This is a genomic window from Nocardia tenerifensis NBRC 101015 (assembly GCF_000308715.1).
GTDB classification, from domain to species: domain Bacteria; phylum Actinomycetota; class Actinomycetes; order Mycobacteriales; family Mycobacteriaceae; genus Nocardia; species Nocardia tenerifensis.
Genome location: NZ_BAGH01000192.1, coordinates 43284 through 60300 on the forward strand (window position 1 = coordinate 43284; position 17017 = coordinate 60300).

15 protein-coding genes and 2 pseudogenes are annotated in these 17017 nt (G+C 66.3%); 7 read left to right on the forward strand and 10 right to left on the reverse strand.

Annotated features, from left to right (window positions below):
* The first annotated feature begins 59 nt into the window (after positions 1-59).
* Positions 60-1034: a helix-turn-helix transcriptional regulator gene (locus tag ON39_RS16200; protein WP_040734961.1), complete on the forward strand. Its 975-nt coding sequence runs from the start codon at positions 60-62 to the stop codon at positions 1032-1034.
* Positions 1035-1166: 132 nt separating this feature from the next.
* On the opposite strand, the gene ON39_RS16205 is transcribed toward ON39_RS16200, so the two are convergent.
* Complete coding sequence (locus ON39_RS16205) at positions 1167-1574, reverse strand: nitroreductase family deazaflavin-dependent oxidoreductase (protein WP_246002621.1); 408 nt, start codon at positions 1572-1574, stop codon at positions 1167-1169.
* A 372-nt stretch (positions 1575-1946) separates the two neighbouring features.
* Here ON39_RS16205 and ON39_RS16210 point away from each other — a divergent pair, with 372 nt between their 5' ends.
* The 3 genes from ON39_RS16210 to ON39_RS16220 all read left to right on the forward strand — a co-directional run bounded on the left by ON39_RS16210 (position 1947) and on the right by ON39_RS16220 (position 3641).
* Positions 1947-2513, forward strand: coding sequence for a TetR/AcrR family transcriptional regulator (locus ON39_RS16210; RefSeq protein ID WP_040734963.1), 567 nt, complete (start codon positions 1947-1949; stop codon positions 2511-2513).
* Between the two features lie 109 nt (positions 2514-2622).
* Positions 2623-2952 carry an ArsR/SmtB family transcription factor gene (locus ON39_RS16215; RefSeq protein WP_040734964.1) on the forward strand — a complete coding sequence of 110 codons (330 nt, stop codon included), beginning with the start codon at positions 2623-2625 and terminating at the stop codon, positions 2950-2952.
* Complete coding sequence (locus ON39_RS16220) at positions 2949-3641, forward strand: cation efflux transmembrane domain-containing protein (RefSeq protein ID WP_040734997.1); 693 nt, start codon at positions 2949-2951, stop codon at positions 3639-3641. The genes ON39_RS16215 and ON39_RS16220 overlap by 4 nt, the downstream gene beginning before the upstream one ends.
* A 40-nt stretch (positions 3642-3681) precedes the next feature.
* Here the strand turns inward: ON39_RS16220 and ON39_RS16225 are convergent, their stop codons facing one another.
* From ON39_RS16225 to ON39_RS16245, 5 genes are all read right to left on the reverse strand, one after another.
* Positions 3682-3939: a hypothetical protein gene (locus ON39_RS16225; RefSeq protein ID WP_040734966.1), complete on the reverse strand. Its 258-nt coding sequence runs from the start codon at positions 3937-3939 to the stop codon at positions 3682-3684.
* 118 nt (positions 3940-4057) lie between these two features.
* Positions 4058-5050 (reverse strand): aldo/keto reductase, encoded by a 993-nt coding sequence (locus ON39_RS16230; protein ID WP_040734968.1) that lies wholly within the window; start codon positions 5048-5050, stop codon positions 4058-4060.
* A 397-nt stretch (positions 5051-5447) separates the two neighbouring features.
* The gene (ligD, locus tag ON39_RS16235; RefSeq protein WP_040734970.1) at positions 5448-6395 is read right to left on the reverse strand and encodes a non-homologous end-joining DNA ligase; all 948 of its coding nucleotides are present in this window, start codon (positions 6393-6395) and stop codon (positions 5448-5450) included.
* A gap of 63 nt (positions 6396-6458) precedes the next feature.
* The gene (locus ON39_RS16240) at positions 6459-7700 is read right to left on the reverse strand and encodes an MFS transporter (protein ID WP_211336220.1); all 1242 of its coding nucleotides are present in this window, start codon (positions 7698-7700) and stop codon (positions 6459-6461) included.
* 118 nt (positions 7701-7818) lie between these two features.
* Positions 7819-8124: a hypothetical protein gene (locus tag ON39_RS16245; protein WP_040734971.1), complete on the reverse strand. Its 306-nt coding sequence runs from the start codon at positions 8122-8124 to the stop codon at positions 7819-7821.
* A gap of 155 nt (positions 8125-8279) precedes the next feature.
* Between ON39_RS16245 and ON39_RS16250 the strand changes: the two genes are divergently transcribed.
* Complete coding sequence (locus tag ON39_RS16250) at positions 8280-9644, forward strand: hypothetical protein (RefSeq protein ID WP_040734973.1); 1365 nt, start codon at positions 8280-8282, stop codon at positions 9642-9644.
* Between the two features lie 6 nt (positions 9645-9650).
* Here the strand turns inward: ON39_RS16250 and ON39_RS16255 are convergent, their stop codons facing one another.
* The 3 genes from ON39_RS16255 to ON39_RS16265 form a co-directional block, all read right to left on the reverse strand.
* Positions 9651-10856 carry a site-specific integrase gene (locus ON39_RS16255; RefSeq protein WP_246002623.1) on the reverse strand — a complete coding sequence of 402 codons (1206 nt, stop codon included), beginning with the start codon at positions 10854-10856 and terminating at the stop codon, positions 9651-9653.
* 316 nt (positions 10857-11172) lie between these two features.
* Positions 11173-12228 (reverse strand): alpha/beta hydrolase, encoded by a 1056-nt coding sequence (locus ON39_RS16260; RefSeq protein ID WP_040734975.1) that lies wholly within the window; start codon positions 12226-12228, stop codon positions 11173-11175.
* 143 nt (positions 12229-12371) lie between these two features.
* Positions 12372-13568 carry a citrate synthase gene (locus ON39_RS16265; RefSeq protein ID WP_246002625.1) on the reverse strand — a complete coding sequence of 399 codons (1197 nt, stop codon included), beginning with the start codon at positions 13566-13568 and terminating at the stop codon, positions 12372-12374.
* Between the two features lie 66 nt (positions 13569-13634).
* Here ON39_RS16265 and ON39_RS16270 point away from each other — a divergent pair, with 66 nt between their 5' ends.
* Positions 13635-14810: a citrate/2-methylcitrate synthase gene (locus ON39_RS16270; RefSeq protein ID WP_051186699.1), complete on the forward strand. Its 1176-nt coding sequence runs from the start codon at positions 13635-13637 to the stop codon at positions 14808-14810.
* On the opposite strand, the pseudogene ON39_RS16275 reads toward ON39_RS16270, so the two are convergent.
* Positions 14798-16147, reverse strand: a pseudogene (locus tag ON39_RS16275) (carboxylesterase/lipase family protein); the annotation flags it as partial. The gene ON39_RS16270 and the pseudogene ON39_RS16275 sit on opposite strands and share 13 nt — an antisense overlap.
* Positions 16148-16593: 446 nt before the next feature.
* Between ON39_RS16275 and ON39_RS50575 the strand changes: the two are divergent.
* Positions 16594-17017, forward strand: a pseudogene (locus ON39_RS50575) (coiled-coil domain-containing protein); the annotation flags it as partial.

A 17017-nucleotide genomic window follows, 5' to 3' on the forward strand; every position in this document is an offset into this window, starting at 1 on the left:
GATCAGCCTCGCAGCGAATCACGACATCCTGTGTCGTGTATTGCTTTTATAGTTTTCCCATGCGCGCCGACCGCCTGGTCTCCCTGGTGCTGCTGCTGCGCCGACACGGCCGGCTGTCCGCGACCGCACTGGCCCGCGAGCTCGAGGTCTCCACCCGCACCGTGCTGCGCGATATCGAGGCCCTGTCCGCGGCGGGCATCCCCGTCTACGCCGAGCGCGGCAGGCACGGCGGTTTCGCCTTGCTGCCCGGTTTCCACACCGAACTCACCGGCCTGAATCACGACGAGGCACTCGCCCTGCTCGTCGCCGGATCCCGGCGCGGCGCACAGGCTTTCGGACTCGGCTCGGCGCTCGCCTCGGGCATGCGCAAGGTGGTCGACGCGCTACCGGAGAACCACCGGACCACCGCCGCGGGCGCGGCTCAACGACTGCTCATCGACCCCGAAACCGACCTTCTCGAACGCAGACTGCTCGCCGAGACGGCCCCCGACGACATGGTGACCGCGGTCCGGCGCGCGGTGTTCGCCGGACATAAACTGCGCATCCACTACGCCGCCGTGCATCAGGACCCGAAGTGGCGAACCGTCGACCCGATCGGACTGGTCACCGTGCGCGACCACGTCTACCTGCTGGCCACGAGGTCCGGCGCCGACCGCACCTACCGGCTGTCGCGGATCCTGGCCGCCGAGGAACTCCCCGAACCCGCCCAGCGCCCGGACCGCGTCGATCTGCACCGAACCTGGCAGGAACGCAGCGCGCGATTTCGGACCGGCGGCGACCAGGTCACCGTGCTGATGCGCATCAACCCCGCGCAGCGCGAGGAACTGGCGACCACGGCCCTGACCGTCCGCGCCGACAACACCGACGCGGACGGCTGGCTGCGCCTCGAGGCGACGTTCCAAGATGCCAGACATGCAGAATGGGCACTGTGGCAACTCGCCACCAACGCCGAAGCCCTTGCGCCGCAATGGTTACGCGACTCCCTACGCGACCGCGCCACCCAAATCGCCACCCGCTACGGAGCGTCGCCCTGAGTCCTGGGGTTCCAGCAGTGGGCACGAACCCGGTGCGAAGACCTTCCGGCGCGTTGAGTTCGCGCAGCATCGCCACCGCGATCGGCAGCTCCTGCGCGCGGCCGTTGAGCCGCTCCTTCCCCCGATGTGGTCTCATATCGCGTCGACCCTGAACACCGCGATGTGTTCGGCGCTGGCGGCCACATCGTCGGGCGTCGGGCTGGGCGACAACCCGTTGTCGGCGTAGCGTTTGCCGACGCTGGGCGGGCTCTCCTCGACCAGTCGGCGCAGTACGGGGCGGCGGGCCTCGACCGGCAGCTCTGTCAGCCGCGCCCGTGTCGAACGGCGGCCGCGGGTCAGGGTGACCTGGTCGGCCGCACGGGCATTGAGGACCCAGGCCGCTTTCGGAAAGGCCTGCACGATGTAGCGCTCGTCTGCGACGGGCACGACCGCAATCGCGAACGTGCGCGGTTTCCCCGTCCGCCTTCCGGGAACGGTCAGCAGTTGCATGGGTCCGAACACGATGCCGGCTCGCTGCAGGGCGATGATCGCGACGTTCACGGCATTGACCAAGCGTCGCTTGCGTTGGCTGGACATGAGCCACCTCCAAAGGTAGTTGTTGCTGAGTTGCCCGCACAGCGTGATGCCGTGCGGCGGTTCGTCTTTCGGTCAGAGTGGTGTGGTTTCCAGCCATCGCCGGGCGAGGTCGGTGACAACCGCTCCAGCGCGATCACTGCGGACTGCTCGAGCAGGCCGGTCAGACGTTCGTGCAGCGGGTCGTGGCGGCATGGCGAGTTGGCCGCATCGGCTGCCCTCCGGTAGCCCTGAACACGGCGACCTTCATGAAAACCTCCAGGTGAAATGCCGTTAGTAAACACTAACCACACAATGCGCTAGTGTTCACTAACCTGTCAAGAGTCGAGGAGGGCCGGCGTGAGTACACGGGAGCGCATACTCGATGCGGCAGCGGACCTGCTCCGGAGTCGCGGGGTCGTGCATGCCACCACCAAGGAAATCGCGCAAGCCACAGGCGTTTCGGAGCCGACCCTCTACAAGTATTTCGGCGACAAGGAACGGTTACTGCTGGCCGTCCTGCAAGAACGCGTGCCCGGCCTTTCTCGGGTCGATGTCAGCCCCGGAGCTGGAAGTGTCGAGGGCAACCTCACCGAACTCGCCGATGCGGCGCTCACGTTCTATCGGCAGTCGATACCGATGCTGGGCGCGCTCTTGGCCGATCCTCAGCGGATGGCGGCACACCGAGTGGCGATGAACCGCCACGGCGCAGGCCCGGACAAGGTGGTCATCAGGTTCTCGGCCTACCTGAGCGCCGAACAAGCCCTTGGACGGGTCGCTGCCGCCGCCGATCCCGACGCGGTCGCCTTATTGCTGGTCGGAGCCTGTTTCCACGAGGCTTTCCTCCGCTATTACGCCCAAGGAGACGAGTCGCCGCTCGCCACTGCCGAGGCCCTTGTCCGCGCCCTCGTCCGACCGCTGCTGTGAGCGGGCGGTTGCCATCGGCCCCAGCCGCAAAAACCTGCACCCGCACCGAGCAACTGCTCCAACACAATCCATAATTTCCTGAATACAGAATCTGATGTACTGTCCCCGTATGGACACGGTGGTGCACACCAACGCGCTCGCCCGCTTCGGCTACGCCCTCTCGGATTCGACCCGCACGCGGATTCTGCTGAGTCTGCGCGCGGCGCCGGGCTACCCCTCGGAGCTGGCCGACAAGATCGGGGTCTCGCGTCAGATCCTGTCGAATCACCTTGCCTGCCTTCGTGGTTGCGGCTTGGTGGTCGCCGTCCCCGAGGGTCGTCGCAGTCGCTACGAGCTGGCCGATCCGCGCATCGGGCGCGCTCTCGACGACTTGCTCGGCGTGATCCTGGCGGTGGACCCGGCGTGCTGCCCGGCTTCGGACCGAGACGGGTGCTGCTGATGTCGGACCTGGGAATGCCGCTGATCGCACGCGGACCCGACATAGCGCGAAAAGCTGTGCTGGCCAAGCATATTTGCTGGTTCGTCGGCGCCACGATCACCTACAACGTCATCGAGGCCATCATCGCCCTGAGCGAGGGCGCCCGCGCCTCCTCCACCGCACTGATCGGATTCGGCCTGGACTCGGTTATCGAGGTGTCCTCGGCGGCCGCGGTCGCCTGGCAGTTCAGCGGCCGGGACCCGGAGAAGCGGGAGAAGACCGCGCTGCTGATCATCGCGTTCTCGTTCTTCGCCCTGGCGCTCTACGTCACCGTCGACTCGATCCGGGGCCTGCTCGGCGTCGGGGAAGCCCGGCATTCCCCGATCGGAATCACGCTGGCCGCAGCGAGTTCGGCCGTCATGCCGGTGCTGTCGTGGGCCCAGCGCCGCGCCGGGCGTGAACTCGGATCCGCCTCCGCGGTGGCCGATTCCAAGCAGACCTTGCTGTGTACCTATCTCTCGGCGGTACTGCTGGTCGGGTTGCTGCTCAACAGTCTGTTCGGCTTGTCGTGGGCCGACCCGATCGCCGCGCTGGTCATTGCCGCGATCGCGGTCAAGGAAGGGCTCAATGCGTGGAAAGGTGACACCTGCTGTCCGTCGCCGGTCCCTTTGAGCGCGGCAGGCGCCGACTGCTCTTGCTGTCACGACTGATCGGCTCGGCCGGCGCGAACTCACGCGTGGAAGACGATGCTCAGGCGCCCTGAAGCCGAATCTCGGTATTCAGCAGATCCGCTTGTTCGGCCAGTTCGGTCGGGTCAGGTTCGGCGCCGATACGTTCCAGCAGTTCTTCCCGGCTGACCAGAACCAGCCCCTCGGAACCCGACGAGATCCCGACCCGGCCGCCTTCGAGCACCAGGTTCGCCTCGGCAACGTCCGAGCCGAGCAGATCACGCAGTATGTCGACGGTAACGGCGGTGCGCGGCGCGTGTGCTTGTTCGTCGGTAGCCATGACGGCCGGTTGCCCGCGCAGACCGGTACGAAACACACCGGGCCGGGCGGTGACTGCCGAGGTCGGCGACGATGTCAGTTCGCCCCTGATCCCGAGGCCGGTGTGGACTTCGAGTGGGTCAGCGGCCGAAATGTGCCTCCAACTGCTCGGGAACTCGCCCGCCCTGGATAGGAATTCGCGCCGCGGTCTCCTCGATGAGCCGCAGGTCACCGGGCGTCAGCTCGACGTCGAGGGCGCCCAGGTTCTCTTCCAGACGGTGCAGTTTGGTGGTGCCGGGAATCAGCACGAACCACGGTTTCTGCGCCAGCACCCACGCGAGGGCGATCTGAGCCGGCGTCGCCCCCTTGCCGTCGGCGATCTGCCGGAGCAATTCGACCAGTGCCTGATTCGCCTGTCGCGCTTCGGTGGTGAAGCGCGGCAGGACGCGGCGCAAATCATCGTCGGCCAGCGACGTGCCGGCATCGATTTTGCCGGTCAGATAACCCTTCCCGAGCGGACTATAAGGCACCAGACCAATGCCGAGCTTTTCCAAGGTTGGAATAACATCGGCCTCGTGCTCTCGCATCCAGAGCGAGTATTCACTTTGCACCGCGGCCACGGGTTGCACAGCGTGGGCGCGGATGATTGTCGTCGCGCCGGCCTCCGACAAACCGAAATGTTTGACTTTACCTTCGGAAATCAGCTCCTGCACTGTGCCCGCCACGTCCTCGATGGGCACGTCAGGATCGACCCGGTGTTGATAAAGCAGGTCGATGCAGTCTGTTCCAAGACGGGTGAGGGAGGCCTCCGTTGCCCGGCGGATCTGCTCGGGTCGGCTATCGACCCCCGACATCGGGGTCGGCCCGTGTTCGCCGTGCCTGATACCGAACTTGGTGGCAATCACCACCTGGTCGCGCACCGGCGCCAACGCCCGACCGACCAGCACTTCATTGGTGAAAGGTCCATAGACCTCGGCGGTGTCGAAGAAAGTCACCCCCCGGTCAACCGCCGCCCGCAGCAGCTTCGTCATCTCGGAGGGGTCCGGTGGCGCACCGTAGAAAAAGCTCATGCCCATGCAACCGAGTCCCAAAGCTGAAACTTCGAGTTGCTGTCCGAGTTTGCGTTTTTGCACTAAAGAAGCTCCTTCAGAAAAGATTCTGGCCATTGCTTTCCATGCGTTCGGCAGGAAGCCGACCACAGGTTAGGCAGGCGTTGCTGCCGGCGGGGAGACCCTTGTGATACAGGTACTGAGAGAACCCCCTTTAATAGCCACGCCACTGTTGAGAACGGTTAGAGCGCGCCATCGTTTAGGTGGGACGCCCACGTAAGCTCGGCGCGAGGCTCTATCAGCGGTCGACGTCCGAGTCGGGGCTCGGCGCAGCGAGCGCGACCACCTGTTGCACCCCGCGCGCCAATCCAGCGCGCCCACGCCGACTCCTGGCGTCATGTACAGCCACCCACCAACCCCGATGACCGAACTCGAAGCACACAACGGATCGGCATGGTCGTTCTCAGCGCCCCACCGCGACCTAATCCGATAGCGGCAATTTTGCCTCGTGCGGCGACCTGTCGGGCCGCAGCCCACGCCAACTCGGGTGCCGAAGCCCTTCCGCGCTGGCCTCGCGGAACTCGACGTCCGCGACGAGTTCGGGCTCGACCCAGCGGGCCATCGTGGCGACCGGACGCGGCGGTGGGATGTCGAAAGGACTGTCGTGGCGGGCGATTTCGTTCAAACGCAACTGTAAGGCCTTGCGGTCGCGCATGGTCCATCCGGTTCCGACATTGCCGATGTGGACGAGGCGGCCCGCGTTGTCGTAGGCGCCCATCACGATGGAGCCGAAGATCCCGGAGTAGCGCCCGTTGCCCGGCAGCCAGCCCGCGACGACGACCTCGGTGGTTCGGCGCAGCGGAGTCTTGATCCAGGCGGGGGAGCGGCGGCCGGGTTGATAGGTGGAGTCCAAACGTTTGGAGACGATGCCTTCCAAACCGTGGTCGCGGGCCACGCCGAGCATGGTGTTGGCGTCCACGTTGACGTAATAGGGCGGCGTACGGGCAAGCGGCAGGTCGATTTCCAATTTGTCGAGCCGGGCGCGTCGCTCGGCATAGGGGAGCGACATCAGGGACTTTCCGCTGTCGTCGAGCAAATCGAAGACGAGGTACTGCACCGGCACCGCCCGCAATAGTTCCGCGGTCGGACGCACCACGTGCATCCGGCGTTGTAGCCGACTGAAGGACGGCACGCCGGTCCCCGGCTCCGGCGCGACGATCTCCCCGTCGATCAGCACGTCCCGACCATCGAGCAGTCCGGCGAAAGCGGTGATCAGCTCGGGAAACGACCCGCTCAGGTCGCGATTGTTCCTACTGTAGAACCGGCACTGCCCGTTGAACTGGCGCGCGATCGCGCGGATGCCGTCCCATTTCATCTCGATCGCCCACAGACTCGTGTCGACCGGTGGCCGCCCGGGGACGGCCAGCATCGGTGCCGGCACGGATTGCACAAGATCAGCATATCGTCAGCTAACGGATTGTCCGGTACCGAGTCACCGATGCATCCGGGCGTGGCGAAATCTCGATCCACCCACCATCGCCGCCGAGCAGAAGACCCCGCCCACCGCGATCCACAACGTCGGGCGAAGGCCGAGCCACTGCGCGAGCGCGCCACCGATCGGCGCGCCGAGCACCACCGCGCCGCGATTCATCGATCGCGCGGTCGCGTTCACCCGGCCCAGCAGGCGGTCCGGTGTCACCGATTGGCGATAGCTCATCTCGAGCGGACTGCTCACACCGATCGACAGCCAGAACAGGAACTGGGCCACGCACAGCATCGCGAAGCCGCTCTTTCCGTTGTGCGCCAACGGAATAAGCAGATAACCCAAGCCCGATAGCCAGCGGCACCCGATGATCGCCGGACCGATACCACCGCGCCGCTCCACCCACCCCGCGATCGAAGACCCGGCAACAGCCCCGCCGCCACCCACAGCGAGCGTAAGCCCGTGAGCCGTCGCGTCGAAACCCACCTCGACGACGACGAAGTAGGCGTAGAGCGCGGCGACCATCGAGGTGAAGAAGAACCACACATGCGTTGAGATCACGAGCGGTGCGAGTCCGGCGTGGCCATATACCCAGCGCAAGCCGTCGCGGAACTCATTGCGGTAATTCCGGGCGGGCGTGCGGGGTCGTTCCGCTACTCGCAGTCCGGCAACGATGAAACCGGAAATCACATACGACACCGCATCGACCAGAATCGCCAACGGCGGCCCGACTATCTTGATCAACCATCCGGCGATACCCTGTCCCGCCACCTGCGCCACCGCGGCCGACTGTTCCAGCCGCACATTGGCCCGCGTGAGCACCCGTGCGGGCACCAGGCCGGGCAAGAACGACTGGTGCGCGGCGTCATACGCCAACGACACCGCCCCGAAAATCAGTACGAGCATGATCAGCATCGGCATGGTCAGTACGTGAAAAGCGGCGGCCAACGGAATCGACGCGAGTACTCCCGCCCGAATCAGGTCGGCCGCCACCAACACCGGCTTACGTCGATACCTATCGATCCACACCCCCACGAACAACCCGAACGCCAGATACGGTGTCCACTGCGCGGCCCGCAGCACCCCCACCTCGAACGGTGAAGCGCTCAATGTCGCCACCGCCAGCAGCTGCAACGCCTGCGCGGTGATGTACGTGCCGAATATCGATACGCTGTCGGCCAGCCAAAACCGCACGAAGCTCGGGGTGCTCAGCAGCGGGTGCCGGTCATCGATCCTGTCCGCTTCCCCCACCAGCTCACCGTAACCAATGGTCCTGCGTCCCAACGTCATCCGTAAGTCGGATGCCGCGTACGGTTCATGCGCCGGTGCGCGACCCACGCCGGGACAAGAACTGGCCGATGCTCGTAGCTCACCGGTGCGAATCTTTGCTGGCCTCAATTCGAGCGCGCAATACATCACGGTGTCCGCAGCGCAGGATTCGCATCAAGCGCTCGGCTTCACCGACCGAGGCGGCGTGATCGAGCGCCCAATGAAGTTCTCTCTCGGGCTTGTTCAGGGCTCTCAGCCAGAAAAGCTCCGTGATCACTTGCGTGACAACGGGAACCAACGCGGTGAGAACAATAACGCTCGCGCCGATGACGAGTCCGGCAGTGTGCCCTCCCGCCGCCGCCAAACCGGCGAACGGCACACTGCCGCAGATTCGCAAGTTCCCCACGTCTCTCACCGCCCCGGCTCTCGATGGGTTTGGTCGATCATGGTCTGCCTCCTCGGGCTATCGGTCGTGGAGACTCGGGATGGCGGAACCCGAAATCTCCCCCAAGGTCGGCCTTTTTCTTAGACAATTCTCAGGAAAGCCAAGGGGGCTCCGTCGTGATCGACAAGGAACGCTGGACCCGGTTGCCGGATGCCGGGCTGGTGGAGCGCGTCCGGCACCCGATCGACCGGGCCGAGAGGGAGGCGGCGCTCGACGAGATCGTCCGGCGCTATCAAAAGATCATGTCCACCGTCGGCGCGTACCACCTCAATGATCAGGACCGGGTCAAAGACGTCGTACAGACCTCTGTCGCCGTCGCCACGCGAGAACTGGTCCGCGGAGACAACCCGCGCGAACCCGACAAGCTGCGCGCGTGGCTGTGCGGAATCGTCTACAACCGCTGCCTCGAAGATCATCGCAGCCGCGTCAAGGAGGATCCGCTGCCGGTGGAAACACTGGCCGCCGACGACTACGAACAGGATCGGCTACGCCGCGAGGACGCGCTCCGCCCCATGTTCGACCTGGTCGCCGCGACATTCACCCGCCACCAACGCGATATCTATCAACTGAGTATCCGGAGCGAATTGCACGGGAAGGCGTTGGCGACGGCGCTGTCCACCAGCGCGAAGAAGGCCTATGACCTCGCCTACGAGAACAAGCTTCGCGTCGAAGCGGGCTTCGGCGCGCTGCTCCTCGCCAAACACGGCCGTCCCTACTGCGCGCAACTCGCCCACATCCTCGACCGGGCCGGCTGGACCGGCAAGAACGACCAGCAGTTCACCCGCATTCTGCGCCAGCGCATCCTCCACCACATCGGCACGTGCCGCAGATGCGACAACTGCGGCACCTGCGACGAGCGGCAAGCTCGGCTCAGGCTGCCCTACTCCACGGTGCTGATCCCGATCCTCCTCGCGCCGGAGTTGAACGAATCGCTACCGGAAATCATTCGCCGGACGCTGGACGAAGAAGAGGAGCGCGACCGTACCGACAAGCGCGACGGTACCGCCGCCGCAGCCGGAGTCGCGTTGGTCAGCGCCGCGGCCGCACAGAAACCCGGTAAGGGCGGTGCGGTCGTTGATTGGATCTTCGACGGCCTCAAGGGCATTTTTGTGCTCATTCTCGTCGCCACCATCGGACCCAAACTCTTCCCCGACGTCTTCCACAAACTGCACTGGCCCACCTCGTCGACCTCGCTGTCGATCTTCGTGCCCGCCGGCTACACGGTCGTCGCCACCCCGCCCGGCGTGACATGCAGTCCGGTGGCGACGACGAACTGCAACCTCCGATACCGCCAAGGCACCCGCGTAACCCTCACCGCCCAGCGCGGCGAATTCGTCACCTACCAGGGCCCGCTCTCATGGACCGGTTGCGGCACAACCACTTCCGGCAACTCCTGCACACTCGTTCCCACCGGCAACGCCAGGGTCTGCCTCGTGGAGCCCGGATACCAAGGCATGCCATGGGATTGGTGCCGCGGATGACGCGGCTTACAGTCCGAGTTTGGTTACCGCGTTGTCTTCCAAAGGGTTTGCGGTGCGGATGTAGCCGTGCACGGTACGCGGGTTGGACCAGCGGCCCTGGCGCATGATCTCGCGGTCGCTGGCGCCGCCGAGCGCGGCCTGGGTGGCGAAGCCTGCGCGGAGCGAGTGGCCGGAGAAAAGGTCGGGGTCCAGTCCTGCACGCGCGGCATAGCGTTTGACGAGTTCGGCGACGGCACGACCGGACATGGGCTTCGCGCTGACCGTACCGTGACGATTTATGGTGGGGCACAGCGGCAGGTCGGGCTGCGCGGCGAGGGCCGTTCCGGTGAAGCCGTGGCAGCGGTGGATGTCCGGATCGAGGGTCGTCTCGGCGAGGTGGGCGCGCAGACCGGAAGAGCCTGCGGCAGTCTGTATTTCGAGTAGTCGAACCCAGTCGGCGAAGGCGCAGACGGGGCAGGTGCGCGGGCGTTGGCCGCGCGGCAGCGCGACCCGCTGTTCGGCGACGCCGGTCGGGTCGGTCTTGGTCGACGGCAGCCGCACCAGCAGGACCGGCTCGCCGGTGGCGTGATCGAGTCGCACCTCCACATCGGCGATGCGCAGACCCGCCAGCTCACTGCGGCGCAGCGCACCGGCGAAACCGATCAGCAAGACAAGAGCGTCGCGGCGCCGGGCGGGTTCGGTAGGCCAGCCGGGTTCGGGCAGCCCGGCCAGCAGCTGGTCGAGGGTGTGCAGCAGGACGGGGCGTTTGCGTTTCGGCTGGGTGCGGCGGGTGCGCCGGATGCCGCGCAAGGTGAGCCGAACGACGTCGGAACGGGTGGGCGAGGGCAATCCGTTTGCGGCATGCACCGCGGCGATCGCGGCGGATTTACGTTCCAGCGTAGCCGCGCTGAACGCCCACTCACCGGTCTCGCGCCGCGCGTCGGCCGCTGCGGCCAGGTAGACCGCCACGTCGAGCGGGTCGGCGGGCATCGCCTGCCGCGCCTCGGCGTGGCACCACGCCGACCACGCGATCCAGTCGGTTCGATAGGCGCGCAATGTATTCGCCGACTGCGAGGCTTCCAGATACCGGCGCAGCGACCCCGCCTGATCATCGTCGAACCGCTCTCGCACCAACCGCAGCGCCGCCGCGTCCACCAGCACACTGCGCACCCCGCGCCGCAACTCGGTCCGCACCGACTCCGGCATCGCAACGACAGCCCCGCGCTCCTCCACCGATCAGCTCCCTACTCCTAGACCGCCCCCATTGTGCCGCTGCCGCAGAAGATTTCGTCGCATCGGCCACCCCGCGCGCGTCGGCAGCACTTGCCTCGACACCCACTCACCCCGCCAAACCAGCGCGCAGCCGCCGAGCCGACGGCCGAAGGAGCCCACCGCCGACGACAGGCCCGAGAAAGCCGCGGCAGTTGTAGCTCTACGCTTCAGCGCCCGATCCGCTGAAACCGGCATCCTGTCCGAACGCCGTGCGGTGAGCCTGGTCGAGGCTTGACGAGGACGGGCGGGTTCTGCCGCGATCGGTCCCGATCGTTTATCACCGAGTCGTGCCGAGCGCGTCGAGCAGCATCGGCAAGGAACGGTGGAATTCGCGCTCCCAGTACGGCGGGTTGTGTGTTCCAGCAGTGAAATTGGTGATCGGCTCGCCCCCGAGCCGCCGTAGCCGCTCGGCCACTGCGCGGGTGCTTTCATCCATCACCGCCTCGACCACATCGACCACATCGCCGGGGAACTCGTCGGCGAGCCGGTCGAGCTCGGGAAACAGTTCCTCGCGCGGCAGGTCGGGCAGATCGAATTCCCCTGGTGCCCCGGTCCCGGCGGACAAGTAGATCGGGACGCCGATCAGCTTGTCCGACAGATGATAAACATCGTTGGCTTCCCACACGGCGCGGTCGCGCAGCGGATCACCCCACAAGGCCGCACCGTCGGCGCCGACGACCCTCGCTGCCGCCAAGACCACGTCGGCGCGGCGCAGCGGATGCAGCCAGCCGCTGTAGCTCGCGGCGGCCCGAAACATGCCAGGGTGCTGGGCCGTGTACTTCAATGCGCCATACCCGCCCTGCGACAAGCCCGCGACGACGCGGCGCTGCCCCGCTCCGTAATCTCGCTCGAGTAGCGGGATCACCTCGTCGAGATGGAAGGTCTCCACCTGCCGAGGATCCTCTCGCCCGGCATTGTGCCAATTCGTGTAGAAACCGAACATCGGCATACTCGGGATCACCACCAGCACGTCGCGCAATTGCGGCAATTCCTCGACATCGCTGTCGGCGGTCCAGCTCGCGTGGTCGCCGTCGCCGCCGGGCAGCAGGTACAGCACCGGCCAAGTTCGGCCCGGCGTGCGCGCGTCCCATCCCGTCGGCGTGACCAACCGGACCGGGGCTGTGCCGCCGAGGGCGGTCGAGCGCACCGTGAGATCGACGATTCGTTCCCCCGAGCGTTCCTCGGTGACCACGATCGCCGGCGGTGTCCGAGCAGGCGCTGGGCCCGGGGTGTCGCTGTCTGTCCGTCCGCACGCGGCAATCAAGACGAGCACGAGAACCACGGCGATGCGGATCGGATGGGTTCGACCGGACCGGCGACGCGAATCACTCATATACCGACGCTACGAACCCGCGCGCCTCGTTGGCATCGGGGAAATCCCTGGACAGATCCCTGACATGCTGTCCACGGACGGTTCGAATAGCTTCGTGCAGTGATTGTTCCGGCTCTGCGCGCACGCCGCCAACCCGCCCGCGCTCACGGCACCGGCGCGTGATTCGGTCGGAACCGCATGGGGCGTTCCGCATACTCCTCGAGCGTGTGCGCGATCCACCCGATGGTGCGGGCGAGAGCGAAAATCGCCTCGCCCGCGTCGGGTCGCATGCGATAGGTGTGCATGAGGACGGCGAGTGCGAGGTCGATGTTCGGGACGGCGGTGTGGGGTGCGCCGAGATGGTCGGTGATGGTGTCGATGGCCTCGAGGGCGGGGGCGGCGTCGGGGAGGGACCGCAGGATGGTCAGTAGCAGTTCGGCCCGGGGGTCGGTGGTCTGGTAGATCAGGTGTCCGAAACCGGGGAGGCCGCCGCCGAGGCGGAGTCGTTCGGATGCCGCGCCGAGCGGATCGGCCATGGCGTCGGCGAGGAAACGGTATGCGACAGTGCTTGCCGCGCCGTGATACTGGCTGTCCATCGCGCCGAGGCCGGCGGACACGACACCGTAGGGATGGACGCGCGCGCTGGCCGCGACCCGCGCGGCCATGGTGGAGATCGCCAGCCCGTGGTCGGCCAGCAGCGTCAAGGTCGAGTCGAGGAGTCCGGCGGGTAAGACGTGCTCGGTGAGCGCGGGGCCCAGTCGTTCGGCGAGGGTTCCGGAGTCGTGGTGCGGGCCGAGGCAGTCGGCCTCGACGGCGAGGATGATGCGGGCCGTCCGCAGCACACCCTGCGGGGACAGGTCGAACCGGAGCTGGTCGCTCGCGCTAGCGACGGTCACCGCGACGCGCATCCGATCGGTCAGCCGGGCACTCTCGCCGAGCGCGCCCACGGCGGCGCGGGTGGTCCGCAGGATAGCGGCGGGAGCGTTGAATTCCGCTGGCGCCGAGTCCAATTCGCCGGTCCACAGCAGCCCCGCCACGGATTCGACCGGATGCGTCGCGAGCAGATCCGCCACATTCCGGCCGCGATAGTAGAGCTGATCGTCCTCGATCGCGGAGATCGTGGTGGCGATGTCGTCCATCGTGCTGCGCTCACGATGCCGTCGACCCCGCGCCAACTTGGCCACTTCGTCCTCGCGGAACAGGCTGCCGCGACGCCCGGATGCCGGCAGCTTGGTCAGCAACCCGCGGCTGACGTAGGCGTAAACGGTCTCGGGCTTGATATCGAGTCGCCTCGCCACCTCGGCGGTGGTGAGGTGGCGTGCGTCACCTTCGCCCTTCATGACCTGCCCTTCTGCGCTCATATTGACTTGATCAATATTGACTCTAGTTGATAGCGATCGCACAGTTCAGTCAAGGAGGTCTGAACGATGACTATCAACGGTGTCGAACTCGATGAGCTGATCGACGTACCCGCCGGCCTGCGCAATGTGGTGGCGGCCGAGACCCGGCTGGGTGACGTGCGCGGGCACGAAGGCTTCTACCACTATCGCCAGTACTCGGCGATCGACCTCGCGTCCACGCGCACGTTCGAAGAGGTCTGGTTTCTGCTCCACGAGGGGCACTTACCCGACCACGCGGAACTCGGCGCGTTCACAGACGAGATTGCACGAGCACAGCCCTTACCACCGGAGTTGCTGCCCGTGCTGCCGGCGATCGCGGCGACCGGCCGACCGATGGCCGGTGTGCGGACAGCGCTGTCGATGCTCGCCGCGCTGCGCGACCTGACCCCGATGTGGGACAGCACCCCCGCAAGGCGCCGGTCCGACGCGCTCCTGATCTGCGCGGTGACGCCGACCATCCTCGCCGCGCTGCACCGACTGCACCGCGGACTGGACCCGGTCACCCCGCGCGCGGATCTCTCGACGGCCGGCAACTGGCTGTACATGCTGACCGGAGAACCGCCGCGCCCCAATGCCATTCGGGCCATCGAGCAGTACCTGATCGCCACGATCGATCACGGGTTCAACGCCTCCACCTTCGCCGCACGGGTCGTGGCCTCCACGGGCGCCGACGTCGCCTCGGCGGTCGTCGCGGCGATCGGCGCGTTCTCCGGACCGCTGCACGGTGGCGCCCCCGACCGTGCGCTGGACGGCTTGGACGAGATCGGCAGTCCGGACCGGATCGACGGCTGGGTGCGCGACAAACTCGCCAAGGGCGACCGCATCATGGGATTCGGCCACGCCGTGTACCGCACCGCGGACCCGCGCTCGAACCTGTTGCGCGCCATCGGTATCGAACTCGGCGGCGAGCTCGTGGACTTCGCGACCACCGTGGAACGACGAGTCACCGAACTGCTCGCCGAACTCAAACCCGGCCGCCACCTGTACCCCAATGTCGAGTTCTACGCCGGAGTCGTCATGGAGCTCTGCGGAATTCCCCGTTCGATGTTCACGCCGACCTTCGCCACCAGCCGCGTCGTCGGCTGGACCGCCAATATCCTCGAACAGGCCGGCGCCTCGAAGGTGATCCGCCCCTCCGCTCGATACATCGGCCCTCGCGCGCCGCAACCTTTGCCGGATACCGTTGGCGCTCAACCGATATAGGGCAGAGCCCCGAACCGGTGCGTGCGCCAGACGCGGCGCGAGCGTTCCTCGGGGTAGGGGCGGGTGGTGGGTTCGGCGGTGTACACGCGGGTGGCGCGGGTGGGCGGTTCGTAGGGCGTCCAGCCGGGATCCCCGGTGGTCGCGAAAGTCCGCCAGTCTTTACGCATGTGATCGCCGACTCGGATGGACTCGGCGGCGGCGTTCGGCAACGCGGACGGATGATCGCGCACGTCGTCGGGGCTCAACGTGCCGAGCACGAGCAGCACGTCGAGGCTGTGGGACGCACCCTCGTCCCGATTGAAATCCCAGCAGAGTTCGTAACTCCAGACCCGCCCGCCGCCGGCGTGTGCGGCGTCGGCCAGGTGCACGCTCGGCATACGAAACAGCCAGTCGGAGTTGATGATTTCGTACAGTTGGCCGGGCGTGGCCTCGGGGTAGCCGGCGCGGTACCTGCCGCCGGGGATGGGTGCGAGCCGATGGAGCGTCGCGTCGACCTCGGCATCGGTCACCTCGTCGCCGAGCCGGGTGTTGAACAGCCGGTATTCGTCCCGCGTGTGCCCGACGAGCAGATCGATAGTGCGCGCCGCGCCCTCCGCGAGCGCGCGCCACGGCGCCTGGGGGAGAACATCACCGTCGACGACGGGCGAGAACGGTGTCGGGGTCAGCGCCATCGGACCCCATGATTCGACGTGGTCCGGCATCCGCTCGAGCACGGCGCCCGCCGCGGTGACCAGGGCATGCGGCGTGTGACGCGCCAGATCGTCGATGGTCGCCCGGCCGCCTACTTCGGCGGCGATGGTGGTGGAGATGGCGGCGGCGAGCCCTTCGGAAAAGTAAGTGCCCGCCATACTTTGGACGATCGCACGGCGGAACAGGCCCGCCGCCGTCGGCATCACCATCAGCGCTGCGAGACACCCCGCGCCTGCGGACTGGCCGAACACAGTGACGTTGTCCGGGTCCCCGCCGAACGCAGCCACATTGTCCTGCACCCACTCGAGCGCGGCGACCTGATCGAGAATGCCGCGATTGTTCGGCGCGCCGGTTATATGGGCGAAGCCCTCGACGCCGACGTGGTAATTCACGCTGACCATCACCACACCGGCTCGAGCCAGAGTCGCGCCGTCATGGTGGGGGTTACTCGAAGTGCCCTCCAGGTATCTGCCGCCGTGCAGCAACACCATGACCGGCAGTCTCGCGGCACCGAGATCGGGTGACCAGATGTTGAGCGTCAGCCAGTCGCTCGACGTCGCCACGCAATTCGGTTGTGGTACCGGCGGTCCGAACGCCAGCGCGTCACGAACGCCCGACCATGGGCGTACCGGAGCGGGAGCCGCGAACCGTCGCGCACCGTCCCGGCAGCGGTGGGGATTTCAGGATTCGCTCGCACAGTGTCGACGGTAGCCGTCAAGTGACGATTTCTGCGGGGTCATGATGAAGGCCGAATGGTCTGCCGTCGCTCCGGCATTGGTGCCCGCGCGACTTTCGCATCGTGTGGAACCCCCATTCGAGTGGTTCGAGCAGAAGTGGTACGGGCGTACGGGGCAGCACAGTTTTCGTAGGGTTTCGTAGACGTTTCGTTTCGTTGAATGTGACCAAACGTAAACGTAATAGACACAGCCATTTCGGGGGAGTCTGCGGAAACTGCCAAAGGTCTGACCGCCGATAATGTTCACTTATCGGCGGTCAGATAGGTCGCAGTGAGAGAGGAGAATTCCTGCGACACCGAGGATTTCGTTTCGTCTAAATACGTCAATAGTGACGAAACCAACGCTACGATTCTCCAGTGTCCAACGTATGCAACTTCCCAGGCTGCTCCCGTCCGATCACACGCGGCGGGGGTCCTGGCCGCCCCTCGGAATACTGTGACCATCCGGATCACACGCGATGGCGCGCGTGGCGGGAACGGCAACGCCTGCTGGAGGAGTCGGAGGCACCAGGAGCTTCCGTCACTGTGACGCAGCAAGGACCGGTTACCGCGGCCCGACTTCGAGCAGATGAGCTGCTAGTTCAGTTTCGCGGGCTGGCCGATCAATTGGGCAACACCCTCACCGCGGCGGTCGCCGAACTGTCCACTCTCGGCGACCCCTCCGTCGCCGAAGCGCAGGTCCAGGCCGTGCAAGCCGACGCGGCCCGGCGTATCGCCGAGGCCGAAATGGCTTCCGTGGCAGCCGAACAGGCGCGACGAGAAGCCGAGGAGGCGCGGGCGC